This window comes from Tritonibacter horizontis (assembly GCF_001518015.1).
GTDB lineage: Bacteria > Pseudomonadota > Alphaproteobacteria > Rhodobacterales > Rhodobacteraceae > Epibacterium > Epibacterium horizontis.
The window spans coordinates 99,242-120,913 of sequence record NZ_LPUY01000074.1 but is presented as its reverse complement, the minus strand read 5'-3'; the positions used below and the strand labels follow the sequence as shown (position 1 = coordinate 120,913).

Genomic DNA, 21,672 nt, shown 5'->3' with positions numbered 1-21,672 from the left:
ACGGGGTTAAGGAATGGTTTACAAAGCAATGAGACTTTTATCTATTGTCGGGGCTTTTACGTCATGATGGTTTTTTACCGTGCCAGACTGGTGCTTTTGTCGGTTCCCAAGACCGGCACCACGGCGCTGATGACTGCCCTGCGCCCGCACGCAGATCTGGTGATTTCGGATCCGCCGGAGCTGAAGCACTCGCCGGTCTATCGCTACAACCGTTGGGTACGGCCGATGTTTGAAAAAGTCTGCGGCGCGGAACTTGAGGTGGCGGCCACCATGCGGGAACCGGTGGATTGGCTGGGCAGTTGGTATCGGTTTCGCCAACGTCCCGACCTGAGGGGCAAGCCGACCTCTACCGTCGGCATCAGCTTTGACACGTTTGTGACCGACTACTGCAAGGGCAAGCGCCCCGCGCACGCCAATGTCGGCAGCCAGGCGAAATTCCTGGAAGGCCAACCAAACGGCTGCCAGGTGACGCATTTGTTTGCCTATGAGAACCTCGGCGCGCTTTACCGGTTTATGGAAGACAGGACCGGGATTGCGATTGAGACGAAACCGGAAAACGTCAGCCCCGCTGGCGATCTCTCTCTCAGCGGGGATGTGCGTCGCAAGCTGGAGCGCAAACACCCCGAGGATTTTGCGCTTTACGCCTCCATCGCTGGCTGAGGTCAGCCGCGCTCCCCGGCTTACTGAAGTTGCAGTTGAACAGTTTCGGTAAGCTGGCTCAGCGAAAACGGCTTGGCCAGAAAGACCGAGTTGGGGACATCAGGACCGGAATCGCCAAAGGCACCTTCAGAATAGCCGGAGACAAAGACCACCTTGGTCCCGGGGCGATCCTTCAGCGCCTCGCGCACCCAGCTTGGCCCGTCCATGCCTGGCATGATCACATCCGTGACAAAGACATCGACGCTGAGGTTCGGATCCTCAAGCGTATGGAGCGCCTCCTCGGCCGACTCGGCCTCCAGCACGGTGTAGCCGCGCATCCGCAGCGCCCGTGACGCAAACGCACGCACCGGCGCCTCGTCCTCAACCAGAAGCACCACACCTTCGCCATGCTGCGCGGTCACCTTTGCCTTGGCCACCGGTTCCGGCGCGACCTCTGCATCGCTGCTGTCACTGCGGTAAACCGGGAAGAACAACGTGAACTTCGTGCCCTTGTTCAGCACCGAGTCGACAAAGATGAAACCGCCGGTCTGTTTGATGATGCCGTAGGCCGTCGACAGACCAAGCCCCGTGCCTTCGCCCGTGCGTTTGGTGGTGTAGAAGGGTTCAAAGACCTTTTGCAGTTTGTCCGGCGAAATCCCGGTACCCTCGTCGTTGACGCGAATGGTCACCCATTCCCCCGGCGGCACCACGGCGCGGTCGCGCTCCAGCGCGGTTTCGAGAGAGACGACCTCCGTTTCGATCCGAATTTCGCCGCCCAATGGCATGGCGTCCCGCGCGTTCACCACCAGGTTCATCAGCACCTGTTCCAATTGCCGCTTGTCCGCCCGGATGGAGCGCATCACCGGATCATGGCTCAGGGTGAGGGAGACCTTTTCACCGACAAGGCGGTTCAACAGATGGGTCAGATCGGACAGGGTTTCGCGCACATCCAGAATTTCTGGCTGCAGGGTCTGTTTGCGTGAAAACGCCAGCAGCTGACCAACAAGCGCCGCCGCACGATTGGCATTTTCATGGATCTGGATCAGATCGCCAAAGTCCTGGTCCCCCTGATCGTGCCGCAACAGCAACAGGTCACAATGGCCGGAGATCGCCGTCAGAAGATTGTTGAAGTCATGTGCGACGCCGCCCGCAAGTTGACCGATCGCCTGCATTTTCTGGCTCTGCACAAATTGCGCTTCCAGCGTTTTCAGCTCGGTCGCGTCATTCAGGACCGCCATCAACAAGGTTTCGCCATCTTCGACAACGCGGGTCAGGGTCACCTGGACAAAGACTTCTCTGTCGTCCCGACTGACGCGCAGAAACTCTGACTTATGTGGCGCGAGCCCCTTGATGGTTTCGAGCAGCCAATCGTTCATCGGACGGCCAAGGCCCTCCATCAGCTGCCCCAGATGCACGCCTTCGGCCTTTTCAATTCCCAGTAGCCGCATGGCCATGCGGTTGACGGCCAGGACCTCTCCTTCGGAGCCGATCTTCAGCAATGGCACCGGAAGGGTCTCGAAACTGGCGTGCGAGGCGTTGTCCTGCGCGTCCGATTTCAGGAAATACAGCTCGCTGCGCCCCTGCGCCCGCTCCTGTTCACTGACAAGCACATCCACCGGTCCCGACTTTGTCATGATGGTATTGATGCGGTTCGGGATGACGGGCAGCGAGGAAAACAGCCGGTCCGTGGACTTGACCCGCTCGCCGATCAGATTGCGGGCCGCTTCGTTCATGAACAAGACCGCCCCCGTCCGACCAATGGAAATCATTGGCACAGGATTGGTATCTGCGGCGCGCCCGGCCGGACGTTCGCCCATGTCCTCGATCCGCCACAGGAAACTGCCAGTGGTCATCTCGTGCACCGACAACCGCATATGACCCCGGCGGGTCACAATGTCCTCGCGCGCGGCCCCTTCCAGCTTTGCCCGGCTTTGCAACCGAAACAGAACCGCCGACGGGTTGGCCAGGATGGCGCGCAGAGTGCCCGATATCGTCTCGCTTTCGGAGCTGTCAAAGCGTTTCAACGCCGCAGAATTGCAGGCATGGATGACACCGTCGTCGTCCGTCGCAAAACTCGGTGTTGCGTCCTTCTCGATGAAACTGGTCAGCAGCGCGCTGGCCATGGCGCGGGCGTTGCCTTGCACGCGGGCCTGCACCAAAATCAGAACGGCAACCCCGCCCAGCGTCAGCCCAACCGCAATTAGCGCACGCGCCGCCCACTCCGGAACCGGTAAGATCCAGGGCGACGCGATGAGCATCATCGCGATACAAACGGTCATCACAAGCCGGACCTGTTCGGGAGCGCGTCCCTTCAGGTCCGGTACGATCGAGGAGGCGCGACCGATCATTTCGACTCCGTTAACATTCTTCATGCTGCACTATCGCGACAACCTTGGTTAAGGCGGAGTTAACTAAGGCGGCGAAACGAAAAACTTTCCAAGGCACTAACCGGTTTTTGTACGCTGGAACACCGAAACATAGAACCCATCGGTGCCGTTCTGGACGTGCCAAGCGGCTTCTTGCGCGATTTTCCAGCCTGGGGTTCGCGCCACAAACGCCCGGGATTGCAGCCCGTTTTCAACATCGAGCATCGAACATGTGGCAAAGGCAAGCACGCCGTCCGGCGACACAAGCATGGCCGCCTGATCCAGGATCTCGGCCTGAAGGGCCACAAGCTCTTCCAGCCGATCCGATGTCAGCCGCCACTTGCCCTCCGGATCGCGTCGCCAGGACCCGGAGCCACTACAGGGCGCATCGCAAAAGACCACATCAAACGGGCCGGTTGTCGCCAGCTCTTCGGTCGTCAGGCAGGTTATCTGCACCCCTGCCCGCTCCGCCCGGTTCGGAACATCCGTCATCCGGCGCGGATCCACATCATGGGCAAAAAGCGACAGTTGCGCCCGACCTGCCATCGCCAGTGTTTTTCCGCCGCCCCCGGCACAAAAGTCCAAAACCCTCTGACCATCTTGCAAAGGAAGCGTATCAACCACCGCCTGACTGGCCGCGTCCTGCAATTCCACAAGGCCCTGGAGGTAACATTGGGTGTTTTTGACCCGCCGTGCCCCTTCGGTCACTTCAAGTGCTGTCGCCGAGGCGTCATGCGGCAGGGTGACAACCTCTTCTTGTGCGAGGCGCAGGATTGCGTCCGCACGTTCGATTTTTGTCAGGTTGACGCGCAGAAACACCGGAGCCCGTGTCCGAAGCACGGCGGCTGCGGCTTGCGCCTCCGCCCCGAGGCTTTTGCAAAACAGCGGCCAAAGCCAATCGGGAATGTCCAACCCTTCGGCGGACTCCGCGTCAAGCGGTGGCTGCTCCAGCTCCGCCTCTGCCAGCACACCCGGTGCGTGCCCTTCTGCGGTAAAGAGCTGCGACGGATCGACGCCCGCATCTCGCAGACCGCCAATCAGCAGTCCACGGCCAGACATGGCGCCACCAAGCGCCGCATGGGACCGCATGCAGCGCAGCGCATGAAACACGTGATCACGCACGGCAGCCCGGTCTTTGGAACCCGCGAACCGGCTGCGCCGCCCCCAATTGGTCAGAGATTTTTCTGCCGGAGTGCCCGCAAGGATCTCATCCAGAATCTCGATCGCGGCCTGAACCCGCGCGCCCGGCGTCATGTTCCGACGCCTTGCCACAGGGGCCTGTGGGGATCATTTTTCATCGGGGGTTCACCCGATCCGGTAGTTGGGCGACTCGCGTGTGATCTGAACATCATGAACGTGGCTCTCCTTTAGACCCGCGCCGGTGATGCGCACAAATTCGCAGTTTTTCCGCATATCCTCGATGGTGGCACAGCCTGTGTACCCCATCGCGGCGCGCAGGCCGCCGACAAGCTGGTGAACAACCGCACCAGCAGAGCCCTTGTACGGGACCTGGCCTTCAATTCCTTCGGGGACCAGCTTGTCACTGGCCGCATCTTTCTGAAAGTACCGATCCGCGGAGCCCCGGGCCATTGCCCCCATGGACCCCATTCCGCGATAGGATTTAAAGGACCGGCCCTGATACAGGATTACCTCGCCCGGAGACTCATCCGTGCCCGCAATCATGGAACCGACCATAGCGCAGGAGGCGCCTGCCGCAATCGCCTTGGCAAAGTCACCAGAGAATTTGATGCCACCGTCGGCGATAATCGGCGTGTCATCCGCCGCCCGCGCACAATCCATAATAGCCGTCAGCTGTGGCACGCCAACCCCGGCGACCATCCGTGTGGTGCAGATCGAACCGGGGCCGATCCCGACTTTGACCGCATCTGCCCCGGCATCAATCAGCGCGCGGGTCGCATCCGCGGTCGCGACATTGCCGGCGATCACTTGAACTTCGTTCGACAATGCCTTGATCCGCTTTACAGCTTCAAGAACCCCTGCTGAATGGCCGTGGGCCGTATCAACCACAACGATGTCGACACCGGCATCAATCAAAGCCTCGGACCGTTCAAAGCCGCTGTCGCCGACCGAGGTCGCCGCAGCCACCCGCAGGCGGCCCAGATCGTCCTTGCAGGCGGTCGGGTTCAGTACGGCCTGCTCAGTGTCTTTCAGCGTCAAAAGCCCGGTCAGCTTGCCCGTTTTGTCGGTCACCAGCAGCTTTTCAATGCGCCGCGCCCGCATCAGAGATTTGGCTTCTTCACGCTCTGCGGGCTCTTGCAACATGGCGAGATTGGCAGAGGTCATCATCACGGAAACCGGTGTCTTGTCGTCGGACGCAAACCGCATATCCCGGTTGGTCACAATGCCGACCACACGGCCCTGATCATCCACCACCGGGAACCCCGTCACGCGGTAACGTTCCTGCAGGGCCTTGGCATCGGCCAGGGTCTGATGGGGGCGCAGCGTGATCGGATTATAGACGATCCCGCTTTCAAACCGCTTCACCCGGCGCACCTGGCGGGCCTGTTCCGCAACATCAAGGTTCTTGTGAATAACCCCCATGCCACCGGCCTGCGCCATGCTGATCGCCATGCGCGATTCCGTCACCGTATCCATGGCAGAGCTCAACAATGGAATGTTGAGTGAGATCGCGCGGGTCACCCGAGTGCGCGTATCCGCCGTGTTCGGCAGAACACTGGACGCGGCCGGAACCAGCAAAACATCGTCAAAGGTGAGAGCCTCACGAATCTGCATTTGTCTTCCCCATGCAAAACACCGTTTGGCGGTGACCCTATTGCACAGTTTCCAGGAAGGGGAAAGAGGGTGCAGGGATTTTACCACATCCAGCCCTTCCATCGCAGCTGTGTCAGACAGGCGGTTGTTATCGTTTGTGCGTTATCACCACCGGGTTTCGGCTGCGCCAAATCAGCGCAGAACTGCGCTCGCCTGGCAGATCCATTGTCGAAGGCTCATCGATCAGGCCGCACGCGCAATTACACTACAGGTGCAAAAAACGCAGAAAAAACCACGGCATCTCTTTTCATGGCATCGAACGAGACCAAACAAAAGGCGGGCAAACCATGGCCCGATGCCGCCTCCGGATCGAAAAACGGCGGTGCTTGCCTTTCGCCGAACAAAAAGTGACATATGCTGCGCATGAATGACGGAACATAAGGGCTTGCGGCATGTCAAACGATCCCCTCGTTGTGTTTACTCCATCCGGCAAGCGTGGACGGTTCCCCGCGGGCACGCCGGTGCTGACGGCGGCGCGGCAATTGGGCGTGGACCTCGACTCGGTCTGCGGCGGGCGCGGCATTTGTTCCAAATGTCAGATCACCCCCTCCTACGGTGAATTCGCCAAACATGGGGTGACGGTGCAGGACGGTGCCCTGTCCGAATGGAACAAGGTGGAACAACGCTACAAGGACAAACGGGGTTTGATTGATGGTCGGCGGCTTGGCTGTCAGGCAAAGATCGAGACCGATGTCGTGATCGATGTTCCACCTGAAAGCCAGGTCCACAAGCAGGTCGTGAGAAAACGCGCCGAAGCTCGTGATATCGTGATGAATCCCTCTATTCGCCTGGTCTATGTCGACGTCGAGGAACCGGATATGCACAAGCCGACCGGGGATCTTGAACGGCTCTGCGAGGCGCTTGAGACCCAGTGGGATATCAAGGGTGTAAAGAGCGATCTTCACATTCTGCGCTCGCTACAACCGGCGCTGCGCAAAGGCGCGTGGAAGGTCACCGTCGCGCTGCATCTTGGCGCGGGAGAACTCGCGCCCCGTATCATGCATATCTGGCCAGGATATTACGAGGGGACCGTCTACGGGATCGCGATTGACCTCGGCTCCACCACCATTGCCGCCCATTTGTGCGATCTGAAAAGCGGAGAAGTCGTGGCCTCTTCTGGCATCATGAATCCGCAGATCCGTTTCGGCGAAGACCTGATGAGCCGGGTTTCCTATTCCATGATGAACAAGGGCGGCGATCTGGAAATGACGCGGACAGTGCGTGAGGGGCTGAATACGCTGTTCAGCCAGATCGCCACTGAAGCAGAGATCGACCAGACGCTGATCATGGATGCGGTATTTGTCTGCAATCCGGTGATGCACCACCTACTGATCGGAATTGACCCTTTCGAGCTGGGCCAGGCCCCCTTTGCGCTGGCGACCGCAAACTCGCTTGCCCTGGACGCCCGTGATCTCGACCTGAACTTGCATCCTGCGGCCCGCATCTATCTGCTTCCCTGCATCGCCGGGCATGTCGGCGCAGACGCCGCCGCCGTCGCCCTGTCGGAAGCCCCGGACAAATCCGAAGACCTCGTGCTGGTTGTCGACGTTGGCACCAACGCCGAAATCCTGCTTGGCAACAAGGATCGGGTGCTGGCCTGCTCGTCGCCCACGGGGCCGGCCTTCGAAGGGGCACAGATCTCCTCGGGGCAGCGCGCCGCCCCGGGCGCCATCGAGCGCGTTGAAATCAACCCAGAGACCAAAGAACCGCGGTTTCGCGTTATCGGATCTGATATTTGGTCGGATGAACAAGGGTTTGCAGAGAGTATCGCAACCACGGGAATTTCCGGAATTTGTGGGTCAGGCATTATCGAGGTCATCGCCGAGATGCGCCTTGCCGGATTGCTCGACGCCTCTGGCCTGATTGGATCGGCCGAACAGACCGGCAGCGCCCGTTGTGTCCCCGAGGGGCGCACCCATGCCTATCTTCTGTGGGACGGAACAGCGGAGGGTGGCCCGCGGATCACCGTCACCAATCCCGACATTCGTGCGATCCAGATGGCAAAGGCCGCGCTCTATTCCGGGGCGCGCCTGCTGATGGACAAGATCGGCGTTGATACCGTGGACCGCGTGGTTCTCGCAGGGGCGTTCGGGGCGCATATTTCTGCGAAACATGCGATGGTTCTGGGCATGATCCCGGATTGCCCTCTGGAGAAAGTGACCAGTGCCGGCAATGCGGCGGGCACTGGCGCCCGGATCGCCCTGCTCAACACCGACGCACGGCGCGAAATCGAACAGACCGTGCGCGAGATCGAGAAGATCGAAACCGCTGTCGAGCCTCGGTTCCAGGAACATTTCGTCAATGCCTCTGCCATACCAAACGCCATCGAGCCGTTCCCGATCCTGAAATCGATCGTGACGCTGCCGGATGTTTCGTTCAACGCAGGTGGCGGCGATGGCGAGGCCGGCGGCGGACGGCGGCGGCGCAGGAGGGGCTGACCCAAGGGACGTCAGAAAATCCGATGCAGCCAGCGCGACAGCCACTTGACGCCCACCGCGCAGCCGCATAAACCTCTGCTCCACAGGTGCGGGTATGATGTAGTGGTAGCCTGTCAGCTTCCCAAGCTGAATGTGCGAGTTCGATTCTCGCTACCCGCTCCAAATGTGATTTCTCAGCCTTTTTTAGCGGTTCCCCTGCGATGTTCACCTTGGGCTTGGGGTCCGAAATTCCACTCAGCAGAATTGAATTGCGCTGCTCCCGGAACGGCGATATCACCGCCGAATGGATCTACGATATCTCACCCCGCTCAGCCCCGAGGAACAGCTGTCCCAAGGACTGCCGACCCCGGTACCAATGGCGATGGCCGACCGGGTTCGGTTCTCGGAAATTGACATCCTGCAACATGTGAACAACAAAGCGTACCTCGACTGGTTTGAAGCCCTGCGCGTTCACTACTACAACAGCCTCTTTCGCAAGCACTTCGACGGTGACGCACAGCCGCGCCATGTGGTGCGCAATGCGGATATTCACTATGTAAGAGAAATGGTTCTGGGCGAAACCTACATCACGACGGCACGGGTTTTGTCCTTTCGGCGCACATCCTACACCATCGAACAGCAAATTTGGTCTGGGGATCTGCGTGCGACCATGCGTGGCGTTATGGTTTTTCGAAGCCATGACGGAACCGCCGGCTATCCTATTCCGGACAGCCTGCGGCAGCAATTTCGCGACATAGACAAAGCCGAAGAGATCGGTTAACCGTTACGTTACATAAGGTTACGGCGACCAATGCACCTGACAACCAGTCAGGACGGATTGGATCGGGGCCTCTTCTGGCGGCAAGGTCAAGGCACGCTCCAGCGCCTGCCGCTTTTCAGTTCCGAAAATCAGCAGATGTTTCGCCATCGCAGCGTCCAGGACCCGCGCGGTCAGCGAAATCCTCGCCTCCGGCTGACTGTCCGGGCGCAGGATCGCAACCTCTGGGGCGTCGGGCGACAGGGCGGCTTTGAGGCCCGGAACACCCGGGAACAACGAGGCCGTGTGCATGTCGGCCCCCATGCCCAGCAACGCGACCGCCAGGTTGCCCTGCGCGCGCACGTTTTCAGACAGGGATCCGATGGCATCCTCCGGCTCCACACCATCCTGATAGAATGGCAGAAATGTTGCCGCTGCCGCCCGATCGGTGAGCAGACGGCTTCGGATCAGTTTGGCGTTTGACCGGTCGCTGTCTTCCGGCACCCATCGCTCGTCCGACGCCATGACGCAGACGTTGCTCCAGTCGAGTTCCGCCGCACACAGATCGTCGAACACCGGCCCTGGCGAGGTGCCCCCCGCAACCGCAATCGCTGCGGTGCCGTTGCGCAGCAAGTGGTTCTTCAAATCGCCTGCGATCCGGTTTGCAACTGAGATCGAAAGCATCTCTCTGTCCGGATACTCTTTTATTTCCATGACCCTTGTCCTCAATTCGGAGGTGGCACGACAGGATGTGTCCACCATCGCGCAGAGTGTGTCACAGGGGGCCATGCTGGCCAAGGGCAAGGTCGGTCAACGCATGCCCTGGCCGGAGTCAATTTACAAAAAATTCACCCGTGAGGTTGCGCCATTCCCCACCCGAAACCTGTTTTCGGTGAGAAAACCGAACGTGGTGCAACGCACCATCGATCTCTTCTTTCCAGAAATCGATGAACGACAACAATCGGGGATGATCCGGCGCAAGATCGTAGTCCTGCCAGACAAACGTATTCAGAACATGCGAAAAGTCTGGCATATGGTAGGTAAATTCCGCAGTCGTGAGGCCATAGCCCCGCAGCATCAATTCCGCTTCTGATGAGCCCATATTGGTTCTCCTTTCACTGATCGATGGGATCAGCCTAAGGCATAGTGGTAAATTTTTAAATAAATCAAACTGTTATCAGTTATGGGGCGCGGCTGCCAAGCAAAGGTGGGCTGGTTGCTTGCACGCCATATGCGCAGTCTGATAAGGTCCTTCCACAACATATAGATAAAACAAGAAAAGCGGGCAGCCAACGTGAGTGATACGCCGGAAACCCCTGAAAACATGGACGAAATCCCGCCGAAACGCTCTGCCTATGATGGGCCGAGCGTTTCTATCGAATCCGAGATGCGGACGTCCTACCTCGACTATGCAATGTCGGTTATTGTCAGCCGGGCAATTCCAGACCTGCGCGATGGCTTGAAGCCGGTTCATCGACGCATTCTTTATGCGATGCATGAGACTGGCAACACCCACGACAAAGCCTATCGAAAATCAGCGCGCCCGGTTGGCGACGTGATGGGTAAATATCACCCGCATGGCGACAGCGCGATCTACGACGCGCTGGTGCGGATGGCGCAGGATTTTTCCATGTCGCTGCCCTTGCTTGATGGCCAGGGCAACTTTGGCTCCATGGACGGCGACAATGCCGCGGCCATGCGTTACACCGAAGTGCGGATGGACAAGCCCGCCGCCTTCATGCTGGCGGACATCGAAAAAGAAACCGTCGATTTCCAGGACAACTATGATGGCAAGGACAAAGAGCCCACCGTCCTGCCCGCGCGTTTTCCCAATATGTTGGTCAATGGCGCCGGTGGTATTGCGGTTGGCATGGCGACCAACATTCCGCCTCACAACCTGGGCGAAGTGGTCGACGCAACGCTTGCATTGATCGAAAACCCGGATCTGACCAGTGAGCAGCTGATCCAATATGTTCCCGGGCCCGACTTTCCAACCGGTGGTGTCATGCTTGGGCGCTCTGGAGCGCGCAAGGCTTATCTGGAAGGCCGCGGCAGCGTCGTCATTCGCGCCAAGACCCGCGTTGAGGAGATCAGGAAAGATCGCTACGCCATTGTTGTCGATGAGATTCCCTATCAGGTGAACAAGGCGTCGATGATCGAAAAGATCGCCGAGCAGGTGCGCGAAAAACGGATCGAAGGGGTCTCGCACGTTCAGGATGAATCTGACCGCAACGGAGTGCGGGTTGTGGTGGAGCTGAAACGCGATGCAACCGCCGAAGTGGTTCTGAACCAGCTGTTCCGGTTCACACCGATGCAGACCTCCTTTGGCTGCAATATGCTGGCGCTGAACGGCGGCCGCCCCGAGCAGCTGACCCTGCGCAGATTCCTGACGTCTTTCATAGACTTTCGCGAAGATGTTGTTGCACGTCGGACCGCCTTCAACCTGCGCAAAGCGCGTGAGCGCAGCCACGTTCTTTGTGGTCTGGCCGTCGCAGTTTCCAACGTGGATGAAGTCGTCGCGACCATTCGGTCTTCGGCCGACGCCGCAACTGCGCGCGAAAAGCTGATGACCCGGCGCTGGCCGGCCGCGGATATCGCGGCCTACATCCGTCTGATTGATGATCCGACCCATACGATGAACGACGACGGGACCTACTTCCTGTCCGAAGTACAGGCGCGGGCCATTCTTGAACTTCGTCTGCAGCGCCTGACCCAGCTTGGTGTCAAGGAAGTCACCGACGAACTTGAAGAACTTGCCGGAAAGATCAAGGAATACTTGGAAATCCTGTCCTCGCGCGAACGCATTATGGGGATCATCGCTGACGAGCTGACCGAGGTTCGCGACAGTTTCTCCGTGCCTCGGCGCACCGAGATCGTCGATTGGTCCGGCGATATGGAAGATGAGGATCTGATTGAACGCGAGGACATGGTCGTTACCGTGACCTCCGGCGGCTATATCAAACGGACTCCGCTGGCTGATTTCCGGGCGCAAAAGCGCGGCGGCAAGGGCCTGTCCGGGATGCAGACCAAGGAAGAGGACGTTGTAACAACGCTGTTTGTGGCCAACACCCACACACAGCTGTTGTTCTTCACCACCGACGGGATGGTCTATAAGCTCAAGACATGGCGCCTGCCACAGGGCGGCCGCACGTCAAAGGGCAAAGCAATCGTCAACATTCTGCCGATCCCCACAGGTGTGTCGATCGCTGCCATCATGCCGGTGGATCGTGCCGAAGATGAATGGCAGGATCTGCAGATCATCTTTGCGACATCTGCAGGAACTGTGCGCCGTAACCGCTTGTCGGACTTCACAAATGTGATGAGAAACGGCAAGATCGCGATGAAGTTCGAAGACGAACACGCCGAGACCAAGCTGATCAACGCCCGCATCTGTTCTGAAGATGACGATATCATGCTGGTAACAAATACCGGTCGCGCGATCCGGTTCCCGACAACCGAGGTCCGTGTCTTCAATTCTCGGAATTCCGTTGGCGTCCGTGGGATCAAGCTTGGCGAAGGCCAGGAAGTGGTCTCCATGTCAGTGATCCGTCATTTCGATGCCTCCTCGGATGAGCGCGCCGCCTATCTGAAAATGCGCCGCGCCGTTGCGGGCCTTGCTGATGACGCAGAAAGCAGCACCGACGAAGAAACCAATGAAAACGCGACCATAAGCCCCGAACGTTATGCGGAAATGTCAGCCGCCGAGAATTTGATCCTGACCATCACCTCTGGTGGGCAAGGCAAACTCTCCTCCTCGCACGATTATCCGGTCCGCGGGCGTGGCGGTCTTGGCGTCACCGCGATGGACAAGGCGATGCGCGGCGGCGCCCTACTTGCCTCTTTCCCGGTTGAAATGGACGATCAGATCATGCTTGCGACCTCCAAGGGGCAGTCGATCCGGGTGCCCGTTGATGGGATCTCGTTCCGCTCACGCTCTGCCGGGGGGGTTCGGGTTTTCAACACCGGAAAAGGCGAAGAAGTTGTTTCCGTCGCTTGGATCGCCGACAGCGGTGATGAAGACGTCGAAGAAGAATAAGATCTTACCTGCCGAAGTTAACGCAAAACGCCGTCCCGACACAGTTCGGGACGGCGTTTTGTCTTTACCAATCCCTCATCAATTTGCGGCACGATCCTGATCAGGTCGTTGTGCGAGTTGTAAGGAGTGGGTCATGAACCTCTATCATTGTCAGATTGATCTGCTGCACGAGGCAAAGGCGCTTGCTTTTGCCAGCGCGGTGGAACAATGGATGGAATACCTCAAGGGCAGATCCGCCATCACGAACTGGCGGCTGTTGCGCCGCAAGCTGAACCTGGCGAACGACTCATGCAGGGATTTCCTGCTCGAAATCGAGTTCACGGATATGTCGCAGCTTGATCAAGCCTTCCGTATTCTGGGCGAGCATGACGAAGAGGTGGCGCGCCTTTATGCCAATGTCAGCGCCCTTATCGCCAAAGCCGAGTTCGGGCTTTTCCGACCGTTTCCGGATCCAGAACGCGCCGAAAGAATGGCCCTGATTTAAGCGCTCAATGCTCCACCAATACCGCCTGCGACGTTACAGAGCGTAGATCGCGGAAAACTTGGCGTCGAGGTAGCGCATCAGCGGGGCATGATCGGGCTCTTGCCCCGTCGCATGTGCAATGGTCGCACGCGGGTCGCGCAGACCTCCGAACGTCTGAAGATTGTCCCGCAGCCATGTGGTTGCCGCCGTTGTATCGCCGATTGCCAGCTGTGCGTCCAGATCCGGGACCTGCTGCCGCAACGCCTCGTTCAGACACCCGGCATAGACATTGCCCAATGCGTAGGTCGGGAAATAGCCGAACAATCCGACCGACCAATGTACATCTTGCAGGCATCCATTCGAAGGTTTGTCGACCTGATAGCCAAAATCCGCAAAGAACCGGTCGTTCCAGGCCGCTTCCAAATTTTCGACATCCAGATCACCGAGCATCAGCGCCCGTTCGAGATCAAACCGCAGCATGATGTGAAGATTGTACTGAAGTTCGTCGGACTCGGTCCGGATATAGCCGTTTTGAACACAGTTGACCGCAGCATAAAACGCATTGGCATCCGGGAGCCCGATATCGCCAAAAACCTCGGTCATTTCTGCAAAAAGCCATCCGGTAAAGGCTCTGCTTCGCCCCAGTTGATTTTCATAAATACGGCTTTGGCTTTCATGAACCCCCATCGAAACGCCGCTGCCTAATGCGGTCAACAGATAGGCCCGATCGATGTTTTGTTCGTAAGCCGCGTGCCCCACCTCGTGGATGGTGGAATAAAGGCAATTGAAGGGGTCGGCCGCGTTCGTCCGCGTGGTGATCCGCACATCCAGACCGCTGCCCGAACTGAAGGGATGCACGGCTTTGTCGAGACGACCGTGGTTCATGTCATAACCAAAAGCCTCGGCGATTTTTCGTGCCATGGCCATTTGCTTTGTCTCATCAAAGTGGCCCGTCAGACCTGCGGGCTGAGGACGTTCCAGAACACGGGCCCGAAGCGCCACCAGCTCTGGGCGCATGGCATCAAATATTTTTGCGATCTCATCAGCGGTTGTGCCCTGTTCGTAATCTTCGACCATGGCATCATAGAGGTTCCCGTCCCCCGCCAGGGCCTGACCTTCCTGGCGTTTCAATGCAACGATTTCAGAAAGCACCGGAAGAAAACTCGCAACGTCCTCGTCGGCGCGCGCCTGGGCCCATTTCCCTTGCGCTTCGGAGGTGACGCGCGCAATGCGGCTGGCGAGAGTTCCCGGCACTTTGACTGCCCGCTCATAAGCCCGCCGGATATTGCGAAGCTGTGCGGCTCCCACTTCGTCCGGGGCCGCAGCTGTTTCAAGCCACTCCGCGACACGCGGGTCACTCCGGCGGGCATGAAGCACGCCTTCGATGGCCGCCATCTCTTCGCCGCGCTGCGATGCGGCGCCTCTGGGCATCATTGTTTCCTGATCCCAGCCCAAACGGCCTGCGATCTGCCCCAACGCCTGGGTTTCTCTTTCGAATGCAATCAGTTGGTCAAAAGAATTCATATCATCAATGCCCTTTGATTGACGTCGTAGATGGATAGGCGGAAAGGAAACGCGCCCGCAAGATCAGCACAAAAACCAGAACCGCACCGGCTTGGTGAACGATTGCAATTAAGAGCGGTGCGGCCGTCAATACGGTGACGATGCCAATTGCAACTTGCAGGGTCAGTCCGGCGATGACGGAATTGAAGGCAAACCGGGTCGCAGCATGGGCACTGCGGCGACCGCGCAGCCAGACAACGATGCCAAAAGCAAACAGGACATAGCCGACCACCCGGTGAATGAACTGAACCAACCCAGGATTTTCAAAGAGGTTTTTCCAAATCGGTTCAATCATGAAAGGACGTGGCGGCAACAGCTGCCCGCCCATCAGCGGCCAATCGGTGTAGGACCGTCCGGCATCAATTCCAGCCACCAGTGCCCCGATCAGGATTTGAAGAAAGGCGAAATGCAGAAGACCTGTCGAAAGGCCGAAGAGTTTTGCCTCTTTCAGTCGCCGCATCTGCAACAGATTTCCTTCCTGGCGCCCGAGCAGGAAAATAAACCAGGACAGATAACCTAGAATGATAAATGCAAGCCCGAGGTGTGTTGCCAGTCGATAAGAGGCAACAGCTGTCGTCCCTTCGCCCTGGGTCACACCAGAATGCACCATCCAAAATCCAATAGCACCCTGCAACAGCCCGAGCGCTCCCGGCAGCAGCAGGCGCAGACTCCAACCTTTTGGAATGCTGCGCGTGGCCAGAAACCCGAGGTAGCCGAGCGCCCAAACCAGGCCAACGACACGACCCAGTTGACGATGCCCCCACTCCCACCAATATATTTGTTTGAAATCAGATAGTTCCATCCACTTATTCATGATGTGGAACTGGTCGATTTGCTTATATTTCTCGAACTCCGCCTGCCAGTCTGCCTCTGTCATCGGGGGAAGCGCGCCAGTGACTGGTCGCCAATCGGTGATGGACAGACCAGAGTCGGTGAGGCGCGTCAAACCGCCGACCACGATCATGGCGACCACAAGAGCGAACAGAACCGCCAACCACGCACGGATCGCCTTGCGCGCACCGCCATGCCCTCTGTCGATCCCACCCGGTGTCGGACTGTCAGCTTGGGCGGCGCCCTTGGACACCTCCTCAAAAATCTTGCGGTCGCTCATCTTGGCCTCATTTCTTCATCTGGCAGAGACGCTAGGGTCTGGGTCTGCAAAGGTCCAGCAAGAGTTAATCTGTTCCGCTGTTCTTCCAGCGGACCATCTGTCGCATCACCCCATGCAGCAACTGCACATCCGCCCGCGTCAGCCGCATGCGGCTCCAAAGATTGCGGAAAACGGTTTTCATGCCTTCTGCTTTTTCTGGCGGAAAGAAAAACCCGGCCTCTGTCAATCGATCCTCGTAATGCGCCACCAGCGCTTCGACATCCTGACCGGTGGCCCAGTCGGCTTTGCCCAGTTCGAAGACCTCCTCCGGGACTTGTTCAATCTGACGCCGCCATTCATAGCCCATCAGCAGCACACATTGAGCAAGGTTCAGCGAGGCAAACGCCGGGTTCACTGGCACGGTAATGATCGCATTCGCCCGCGCCACGTCATCATTTTCCAATCCAGCGCGCTCAGGCCCAAAGAGAACCGCGACTTTTTCGCCATTGGCAATGAGTTGCGCGGCTTTCTTCATCGCGCCTTCGGGGCTGAAAACGGGTTTGGTCAACTCGCGCGGCCGGGCGGTGGTCGCAAAAACATAGGTGCAATCCGATAACGCCGCGGGCAAATCTGGCGATAGCTGTGCCTCGTCCAGCAACCGCCCCGCCCCCGAGGCCATTGCAACGGCATTGGGATTGGGCCAGCCGTCGCGGGGGGCAACAACGCACATCCGATCCAGCCCGAAATTCCACATCGCGCGCGCGGCGGCGCCGATATTCTCACCCATCTGGGGACGGACAAGGACAAATTTGGGCTGTGGGGTATCTGTGGGCATTGGGGACTCCGGAAAACCGCATTTGCCATACTGTCTGCGCCTCAAAGGGGCAAGCCTTGGCGCCGCGATATTCGCGTAAACAATGCGCGTCATCCTTGCGTTGCACAGGATTTCCGGTAGATACCCGCAAATCATGCCAACAGGAGCCCTGACAATGGACAGCGCAGAGCAGACATCAGAGCAGCCGCAGATTTATCTCGTCACACCGCCCAGTTTCGAGCTGGGTCAGTTTCCCGGCCAACTGGCCCGTGTTCTGGACGCCGTCGACGTGGCTTGCGTTCGTCTGGATCTCGTCAGCCGGGACGAGGACACCCTTAGCCGATCCGCTGATGCGCTGCGCGAGGTCACCCATACGCGCGACATCGCTTTGGTGATCTCGGATCACCAGATCCTGGCGGAGCGGCTGGGTCTGGATGGTGTCCACCTCACCGAGGCGTCCAAATCGGTGCGGGCTGCTCGCAAGGCCCTGGGTCCGGATGCCATTGTCGGCAGCTTTTGCGGCGCCTCCCGCCACGAAGGCATTTCCGCCGGTGAAGCCGGGGCGGACTATGTCTGCTTTGGCCCTGTGGGGGCCTCGGGCCTCGGCGACGGCGCCATGGCCGAACTCGACCTGTTTCAATGGTGGTCGGAAATGATCGAAGTTCCGATTGTTGCCGAAGGCGGTCTGAGCCTCGACACTATCCGCGCAGTCGCGCCCTTCACCGATTTCTTTGCCATCGGCGAGGAAATCTGGCGCGAGCAGGATCCGTCGGCAGCCCTCAAGGCGCTGCAGGCCGTGATGGGCTGACCCGAAAAAGCCAGCGAGGGCGCCACATAGCGCCCTTGCCCGCTGTTTCGATCACAGAAACACCCGTTCGACAAACCAGTAAGCGCCGACAACGGCGATCGTCGCGGAGGCCGGAATGGCCACGCGACCGCGATATTTGGGGTGTTTTCCGAACCAAAACCCCACCAACCCAAATGCAATGGCGACCACTGTCAGCTGTCCCAGTTCGACACCGACATTAAAGCCGAGCAACGCCGGCACGATTGCCTCGCTCGGGAGCCCGAAGTCCCCCAGGACCGACGCGAACCCTAGCCCATGCAGCAGCCCGAAGCCAAAGATCACCACGGGCCGCCACAGGTGCAATTTGCGGACAAAGATATTCTCGACCGCGACAAAGACGATTGACGCAGCAATCAGCGGTTCGACGATTGCCCCGCTCACGGTGACCCAACCCAGCGTTGCCATGCCCAATGTGATCGTATGGGCGAGTGTAAATGCGCTGATTTGCCAAAGAAGCGGACGCAAGCGGGCGCTGAAAAAGAACAGGCCCAGGACAAACAGAATATGGTCAAGGCCCTGTGGCAGGATATGGTCGAAACCGATTGGAATATAGGCCGCAAAGGCTTCTCCTGGGGTCATCTGCCCACCGCCCAGAAGCCCGATTAGTGGCGTCGTCTCTCCTCCGAGATGGAACCCCGTGTAGGGTGCTTCGACATCATGTTGCCGCAGAACCAGCCCCCCAGCTCCCTCAGGCCATCGCAGGGTCATCTGATTGGCCCCGGCGGGTAAATCGGCTTGCACAACAAGAAAGGTCGCGCGGGGCAATTCCGGATCTCCGACCGGCTCAACCTCCACGCCTTCAAGTCTGAGCGTAAGCGGCTGGGCCGCCTCGACTTCGACGGTCGGCAGCCAGGTCTGCGCAAATTCGGCGGCCACTTGGCCAAGCGCGTCTGGCTCCAGGATCCGCAACGCCTGATACTGCGCTGCCTGCTCTGCGCTCTCGGTGTTCACAACCGTGTCAAGATCCATGCCGGAGGCAAAAGCCTCTAGGTTCATGCGGATCCGCATGGCAATCTGGGTGTCAACTGTGCGGAAATCCACGATTGTCGGCGTCAGCTCATGCGCTTCGCTCCTGGTCCCGCCGAGGCCAAGACATGCCATGGCGCCAACCAGGAAGAACACATGCAATATCGCGCGTATCCGCCCGAAATATAGGCCAAATTCATACATGAACGCTCTCCGCCTCATTCTACTTTTGTTGCCGGTTCTCGGAACATCGTTGCCCGCGTCGGCGCATGAATTCTGGCTCGATGCAGAGCCGTATCTGTTTTCGCCCGATCAGCCGGTGTCCGTCGATCTGCGTAACGGTCAGTCGTTCCACGGCACCAAACTCCCCTACCTGCCCAATAATATTGCCCGCTTTGAGCTGCATCATGAAAGCCAAATATTGCGCTACGTCGGGCGAACCGGAGATTTTCCAGCCTACCAGAGCGATGGCTTGCCGGAGGGGCTGGTGTCAGTCGTACACGAAACCACACCGGCCACCATCACATATGAGACGCTGGAAGAATTTCGCGCGTTCGCTTTGGACAAGGGGCGCGCTGATGTTGTCGACTCCCATCGCGCGCGCGGTCTGCAGGTTGAGAACTTCACCGAGATCTACACCCGCCATGCCAAGGCCTTGCTTGCGGTTGGGGAGGGTCTGGGCACCGATCATTCCTTTGGTATGAAGACCGAATTTATTGCGCTCACAAACCCTTATGACCCATCATTCAACAGCGAGATGCAGGTCGAACTGCGTTTGGACCAAACGCTTCAGCCTGCGGTCAAAGTCACGGTTTTTCAAAAATCCCGAACCGACGACGTCACCGTCTCGCATCTTTGGACCAATGCCGAAGGGCGCATCAGTCTCCGCCTCAGTCCGGGGGACAGATACCTGCTGGATGCGGTCGCCTTTGATGCTGCCCCAGAGGGCGCAGATGCCGTCTGGCAGACCTACTGGGCCTCCCTGACCTTTGCCGCGCCTGAATAGGCTTGCGGGGCGCGTCCAAAGGGGGCAAGACAGCGACATGACAATGCCCATTTCACGTTCCGCGCCTGACATCCTGTGCATCGGCTCCGTCCTTTGGGACATCATCGGCCGCAGCACGTCAGAAATGCAATGCGGGTCCGATATGCCCGGCCGTATCACACGTTTGCCAGGCGGTGTCGCAATGAACATCGCGATGACCCTGGCCCGTTTTGGTATGAGCCCCGCTGTCCTGAGTTCGATTGGTCGCGATGCCGAGGGAGAGGAACTGGTCACCGCCTGCGGTCATCTGGGGCTCGATACCGGCTACCTTTATCGGTCGGAAGACTTGCCAACGGATCGCTACATGGCCGTCGAAGGAGCAAATGGGCTGATCGCGGCGATTGCCGATGCCCATTCGCTGGAAGCGGCCGGCGACAAGATCCTGCGGCCCTTGGTGGCCGGTCCGCTGGGCACGATCGAGACGCCATATTCCGGGCTTATCGCTTTGGATGGCAACCTGAAACTGGCGTTGCTGGACGAGATCGCGACCCATCCTGCTTTTGCCAAGGCGGATCTGCGCGTCGCCCCTGCCTCGCCCGGCAAGGCCGAGCGGCTTCGCCCCTTCCTGCTGCATCGGCGCGGGACGCTCTATGTCAACCTCGAAGAAGCCGGTTTGCTGTGCCAGGATGTTTTCTCTGACAGTGCCGTTGCCGCCAAGGCGCTGTTGGCACGGGGCGCGGCACGCGTCCTTGTGACCGATGGCGGGCGGTCCGCAACCGAGGCCGACGAGAGCGGCCATCGCACCCAGGTCCCTCCGCGCGTCACAGTGGCACGCGTCACGGGGGCTGGCGACACATTCATGGCAGCCCATATCGCAGCAGAAGCGCGCGGCGAAGACCGCGATCATGCTCTGGCTTCTGCCCTGCGCGCTGCCGCAACTTACGTATCCGGAGAACCTCCCCTGTGATCGACATTCAATACTCTGCAGAAGTCCAGGCCGCCCGCGCAGCAGGCAAAGCCATCGTTGCGCTGGAAAGCACCATCATTACCCATGGCATGCCCTACCCCCAAAACGTCGAGGTTGCGGCGCAGGTTGAAGATGATATTCGCTCGCTAGGTGCGGTACCCGCGACCATGGCCGTCCTTGATGGCACACTCCACGTGGGCCTCGACGCCGAGACGTTGCAATCCCTTGGTACGGCACAGGGCGTGGCAAAACTCTCGCGCGCCGATTTCGCGGCCAGCCTTGCCACCGGTGGGACCGGTGCGACCACCGTCGCCGCCACGATGATTGCGGCGCGCCTTGCCGGGATCAAGGTCTTTGCGACCGGTGGCATCGGTGGCGTTCACAAGGGGGCCGAGCACAGTTTCGACATTTCCGCCGACCTTCTGGAGCTGGCGCAGACACCCGTTACCGTGGTTGCAGCAGGCGCCAAGGCAATCCTGGACGTGCCCAAAACACTGGAAGTTCTTGAAACTCAGGGCGTTCCGGTCATCGCCTACCGGCAAGACAGCTTTCCTGCGTTTTGGTCGGCCACGTCTGAGCTGAAAGCCCCTTTACGCATGGACAACGCGGCATCAATCGCCCGTGCCCACCACATGCGCGGCGAGATGAACATTCCGGGGGGGCAGCTTGTGGCGAACCCCATCCCTGAAGATGCGCAAATCCCTGCCGAGATCCTTGCCCCGATCATTGCACAAGCACAAACCGAAGCCGACGCGCAGGGCGTGTCAGGCAAGGAGGTCACGCCCTTTTTGCTCCAGCGGATTTTTGAGCTCACCGAAGGCCGGTCACTGGTCGCAAATATCGCGCTGGTCCGCAACAACGCCCGGCTCGCAGCCGAGATCGCTAAAGAATTGGCCACCCTATGAAACATTCGTAGGATCGCGTCAGACAAACCATTGTCGCCGGACACTTCAGTCCATACCTTGCAAG

The 21,672-nt window shown here is 59.0% G+C and carries 19 protein-coding genes and 1 tRNA gene; 11 read left to right on the top strand and 9 right to left on the bottom strand.

What is annotated here, in order from left to right:
• The first annotated feature begins 63 nt into the window (after positions 1–63).
• Entirely contained in the window at positions 64–660 is a 597-nt protein-coding gene (locus TRIHO_RS12775; RefSeq protein ID WP_068244170.1) for a gamma-glutamyl kinase, read from the top strand.
• A 20-nt stretch (positions 661–680) separates the two neighbouring features.
• Here TRIHO_RS12775 and TRIHO_RS12770 read toward each other — a convergent pair whose 3' ends face one another.
• The 3 genes from TRIHO_RS12770 to guaB form a co-directional block, all read right to left on the bottom strand.
• Positions 681–2,987: an ATP-binding protein gene (locus TRIHO_RS12770; RefSeq protein ID WP_068244167.1), complete on the bottom strand. Its 2,307-nt coding sequence runs from the start codon at positions 2,985–2,987 to the stop codon at positions 681–683.
• A gap of 96 nt (positions 2,988–3,083) precedes the next feature.
• On the bottom strand, positions 3,084–4,259 hold the full coding sequence (locus tag TRIHO_RS12765) for an RsmB/NOP family class I SAM-dependent RNA methyltransferase (protein WP_068244164.1): 1,176 nt from the start codon (positions 4,257–4,259) through the stop codon (positions 3,084–3,086).
• Positions 4,260–4,310: 51 nt separating this feature from the next.
• On the bottom strand, positions 4,311–5,759 hold the full coding sequence (guaB, locus tag TRIHO_RS12760) for an IMP dehydrogenase (protein WP_068244161.1): 1,449 nt from the start codon (positions 5,757–5,759) through the stop codon (positions 4,311–4,313).
• Between the two features lie 69 nt (positions 5,760–5,828).
• Between guaB and TRIHO_RS23730 the strand changes: the two genes are divergently transcribed.
• The 4 genes from TRIHO_RS23730 (at position 5,829) to TRIHO_RS12745 (ending at position 8,996) form a co-directional block, all read left to right on the top strand.
• Entirely contained in the window at positions 5,829–6,149 is a 321-nt protein-coding gene (locus TRIHO_RS23730) for a hypothetical protein (RefSeq protein ID WP_131811204.1), read from the top strand.
• A 41-nt stretch (positions 6,150–6,190) separates the two neighbouring features.
• A complete protein-coding gene (locus TRIHO_RS12755; RefSeq protein ID WP_068244158.1) occupies positions 6,191–8,236 on the top strand; it encodes an ASKHA domain-containing protein in 2,046 nt (681 codons plus the stop codon).
• 88 nt (positions 8,237–8,324) lie between these two features.
• Positions 8,325–8,398: transfer RNA gene (locus TRIHO_RS12750), tRNA-Gly, on the top strand.
• Positions 8,399–8,519: 121 nt separating this feature from the next.
• Positions 8,520–8,996 carry an acyl-CoA thioesterase gene (locus tag TRIHO_RS12745; RefSeq protein ID WP_068244155.1) on the top strand — a complete coding sequence of 159 codons (477 nt, stop codon included), beginning with the start codon at positions 8,520–8,522 and terminating at the stop codon, positions 8,994–8,996.
• An 18-nt stretch (positions 8,997–9,014) separates the two neighbouring features.
• Here TRIHO_RS12745 and pgl read toward each other — a convergent pair whose 3' ends face one another.
• Both pgl and TRIHO_RS12735 read right to left on the bottom strand, forming a co-directional pair.
• Positions 9,015–9,686, bottom strand: coding sequence for a 6-phosphogluconolactonase (gene pgl / locus TRIHO_RS12740; protein ID WP_068244152.1), 672 nt, complete (start codon positions 9,684–9,686; stop codon positions 9,015–9,017).
• Positions 9,687–9,804: 118 nt separating this feature from the next.
• Positions 9,805–10,074 (bottom strand): usg protein, encoded by a 270-nt coding sequence (locus TRIHO_RS12735; RefSeq protein WP_068244148.1) that lies wholly within the window; start codon positions 10,072–10,074, stop codon positions 9,805–9,807.
• A 192-nt stretch (positions 10,075–10,266) separates the two neighbouring features.
• Between TRIHO_RS12735 and gyrA the strand changes: the two genes are divergently transcribed.
• Positions 10,267–13,008: a DNA gyrase subunit A gene (gene gyrA, locus TRIHO_RS12730; protein WP_068244145.1), complete on the top strand. Its 2,742-nt coding sequence runs from the start codon at positions 10,267–10,269 to the stop codon at positions 13,006–13,008.
• Between the two features lie 133 nt (positions 13,009–13,141).
• Complete coding sequence (locus TRIHO_RS12725; RefSeq protein ID WP_068244143.1) at positions 13,142–13,492, top strand: DUF6614 family protein; 351 nt, start codon at positions 13,142–13,144, stop codon at positions 13,490–13,492.
• 33 nt (positions 13,493–13,525) lie between these two features.
• Here the strand turns inward: TRIHO_RS12725 and TRIHO_RS12720 are convergent, their stop codons facing one another.
• From TRIHO_RS12720 to TRIHO_RS12710, 3 genes are all read right to left on the bottom strand, one after another.
• Entirely contained in the window at positions 13,526–14,995 is a 1,470-nt protein-coding gene (locus tag TRIHO_RS12720) for a carboxypeptidase M32 (protein ID WP_068244140.1), read from the bottom strand.
• Between the two features lie 4 nt (positions 14,996–14,999).
• Positions 15,000–16,145: a heme A synthase gene (gene ctaA, locus TRIHO_RS12715; protein ID WP_068244137.1), complete on the bottom strand. Its 1,146-nt coding sequence runs from the start codon at positions 16,143–16,145 to the stop codon at positions 15,000–15,002.
• Positions 16,146–16,209: 64 nt separating this feature from the next.
• Positions 16,210–16,959, bottom strand: a complete 750-nt coding sequence (locus tag TRIHO_RS12710; protein ID WP_068244135.1) for an RNA methyltransferase — start codon at positions 16,957–16,959, stop codon at positions 16,210–16,212.
• Positions 16,960–17,113: 154 nt separating this feature from the next.
• On the opposite strand from TRIHO_RS12710, the gene TRIHO_RS12705 reads away from it, so the two are divergent.
• Entirely contained in the window at positions 17,114–17,746 is a 633-nt protein-coding gene (locus tag TRIHO_RS12705) for a thiamine phosphate synthase (protein WP_068244132.1), read from the top strand.
• Positions 17,747–17,797: 51 nt separating this feature from the next.
• Here the strand turns inward: TRIHO_RS12705 and TRIHO_RS12700 are convergent, their stop codons facing one another.
• Positions 17,798–18,886, bottom strand: coding sequence for a HupE/UreJ family protein (locus TRIHO_RS12700; protein ID WP_068244450.1), 1,089 nt, complete (start codon positions 18,884–18,886; stop codon positions 17,798–17,800).
• Between TRIHO_RS12700 and TRIHO_RS12695 the strand changes: the two genes are divergently transcribed.
• From TRIHO_RS12695 to TRIHO_RS12685, 3 genes are read left to right on the top strand one after another with little or no spacing between them, the layout of a single operon-like run.
• Positions 18,885–19,757 carry a DUF4198 domain-containing protein gene (locus TRIHO_RS12695; RefSeq protein ID WP_082705130.1) on the top strand — a complete coding sequence of 291 codons (873 nt, stop codon included), beginning with the start codon at positions 18,885–18,887 and terminating at the stop codon, positions 19,755–19,757. The two genes, TRIHO_RS12700 and TRIHO_RS12695, sit on opposite strands and share 2 nt — an antisense overlap.
• A 37-nt stretch (positions 19,758–19,794) precedes the next feature.
• A complete protein-coding gene (locus TRIHO_RS12690) occupies positions 19,795–20,703 on the top strand; it encodes a PfkB family carbohydrate kinase (protein ID WP_068244126.1) in 909 nt (302 codons plus the stop codon).
• Positions 20,700–21,608, top strand: a complete 909-nt coding sequence (locus tag TRIHO_RS12685; protein ID WP_068244123.1) for a pseudouridine-5'-phosphate glycosidase — start codon at positions 20,700–20,702, stop codon at positions 21,606–21,608. Before TRIHO_RS12690 ends, TRIHO_RS12685 begins: the two co-directional genes overlap by 4 nt.
• Positions 21,609–21,672: the final 64 nt, after the last annotated feature.

What these genes read in the sequence shown, in the direction of transcription:
- TRIHO_RS12775 (WP_068244170.1), top strand. Translation starts at nt 64, where the DNA reads ATGATGGTTTTTTACCGTGCCAGACTGGTGCTTTTGTCGGTTCCCAAG.
- TRIHO_RS12770 (WP_068244167.1), bottom strand. Translation starts at nt 2,987, where the DNA reads ATGATCGGTCGCGCCTCCTCGATCGTACCGGACCTGAAGGGACGCGCT.
- TRIHO_RS12765 (WP_068244164.1), bottom strand. Translation starts at nt 4,259, where the DNA reads ATGACGCCGGGCGCGCGGGTTCAGGCCGCGATCGAGATTCTGGATGAG.
- guaB (WP_068244161.1), bottom strand. Translation starts at nt 5,759, where the DNA reads ATGCAGATTCGTGAGGCTCTCACCTTTGACGATGTTTTGCTGGTTCCG.
- TRIHO_RS12755 (WP_068244158.1), top strand. Translation starts at nt 6,191, where the DNA reads ATGTCAAACGATCCCCTCGTTGTGTTTACTCCATCCGGCAAGCGTGGA.
- TRIHO_RS12745 (WP_068244155.1), top strand. Translation starts at nt 8,520, where the DNA reads ATGGATCTACGATATCTCACCCCGCTCAGCCCCGAGGAACAGCTGTCC.
- pgl (WP_068244152.1), bottom strand. Translation starts at nt 9,686, where the DNA reads ATGGAAATAAAAGAGTATCCGGACAGAGAGATGCTTTCGATCTCAGTT.
- TRIHO_RS12735 (WP_068244148.1), bottom strand. Translation starts at nt 10,074, where the DNA reads ATGGGCTCATCAGAAGCGGAATTGATGCTGCGGGGCTATGGCCTCACG.
- TRIHO_RS12725 (WP_068244143.1), top strand. Translation starts at nt 13,142, where the DNA reads ATGAACCTCTATCATTGTCAGATTGATCTGCTGCACGAGGCAAAGGCG.
- TRIHO_RS12720 (WP_068244140.1), bottom strand. Translation starts at nt 14,995, where the DNA reads ATGAATTCTTTTGACCAACTGATTGCATTCGAAAGAGAAACCCAGGCG.
- ctaA (WP_068244137.1), bottom strand. Translation starts at nt 16,145, where the DNA reads ATGAGCGACCGCAAGATTTTTGAGGAGGTGTCCAAGGGCGCCGCCCAA.
- TRIHO_RS12710 (WP_068244135.1), bottom strand. Translation starts at nt 16,959, where the DNA reads ATGCCCACAGATACCCCACAGCCCAAATTTGTCCTTGTCCGTCCCCAG.
- TRIHO_RS12705 (WP_068244132.1), top strand. Translation starts at nt 17,114, where the DNA reads ATGGACAGCGCAGAGCAGACATCAGAGCAGCCGCAGATTTATCTCGTC.
- TRIHO_RS12695 (WP_082705130.1), top strand. Translation starts at nt 18,885, where the DNA reads ATGGCGCCAACCAGGAAGAACACATGCAATATCGCGCGTATCCGCCCG.
- TRIHO_RS12700 (WP_068244450.1), bottom strand. Translation starts at nt 18,886, where the DNA reads ATGGCATGTCTTGGCCTCGGCGGGACCAGGAGCGAAGCGCATGAGCTG.
- TRIHO_RS12690 (WP_068244126.1), top strand. Translation starts at nt 19,795, where the DNA reads ATGACAATGCCCATTTCACGTTCCGCGCCTGACATCCTGTGCATCGGC.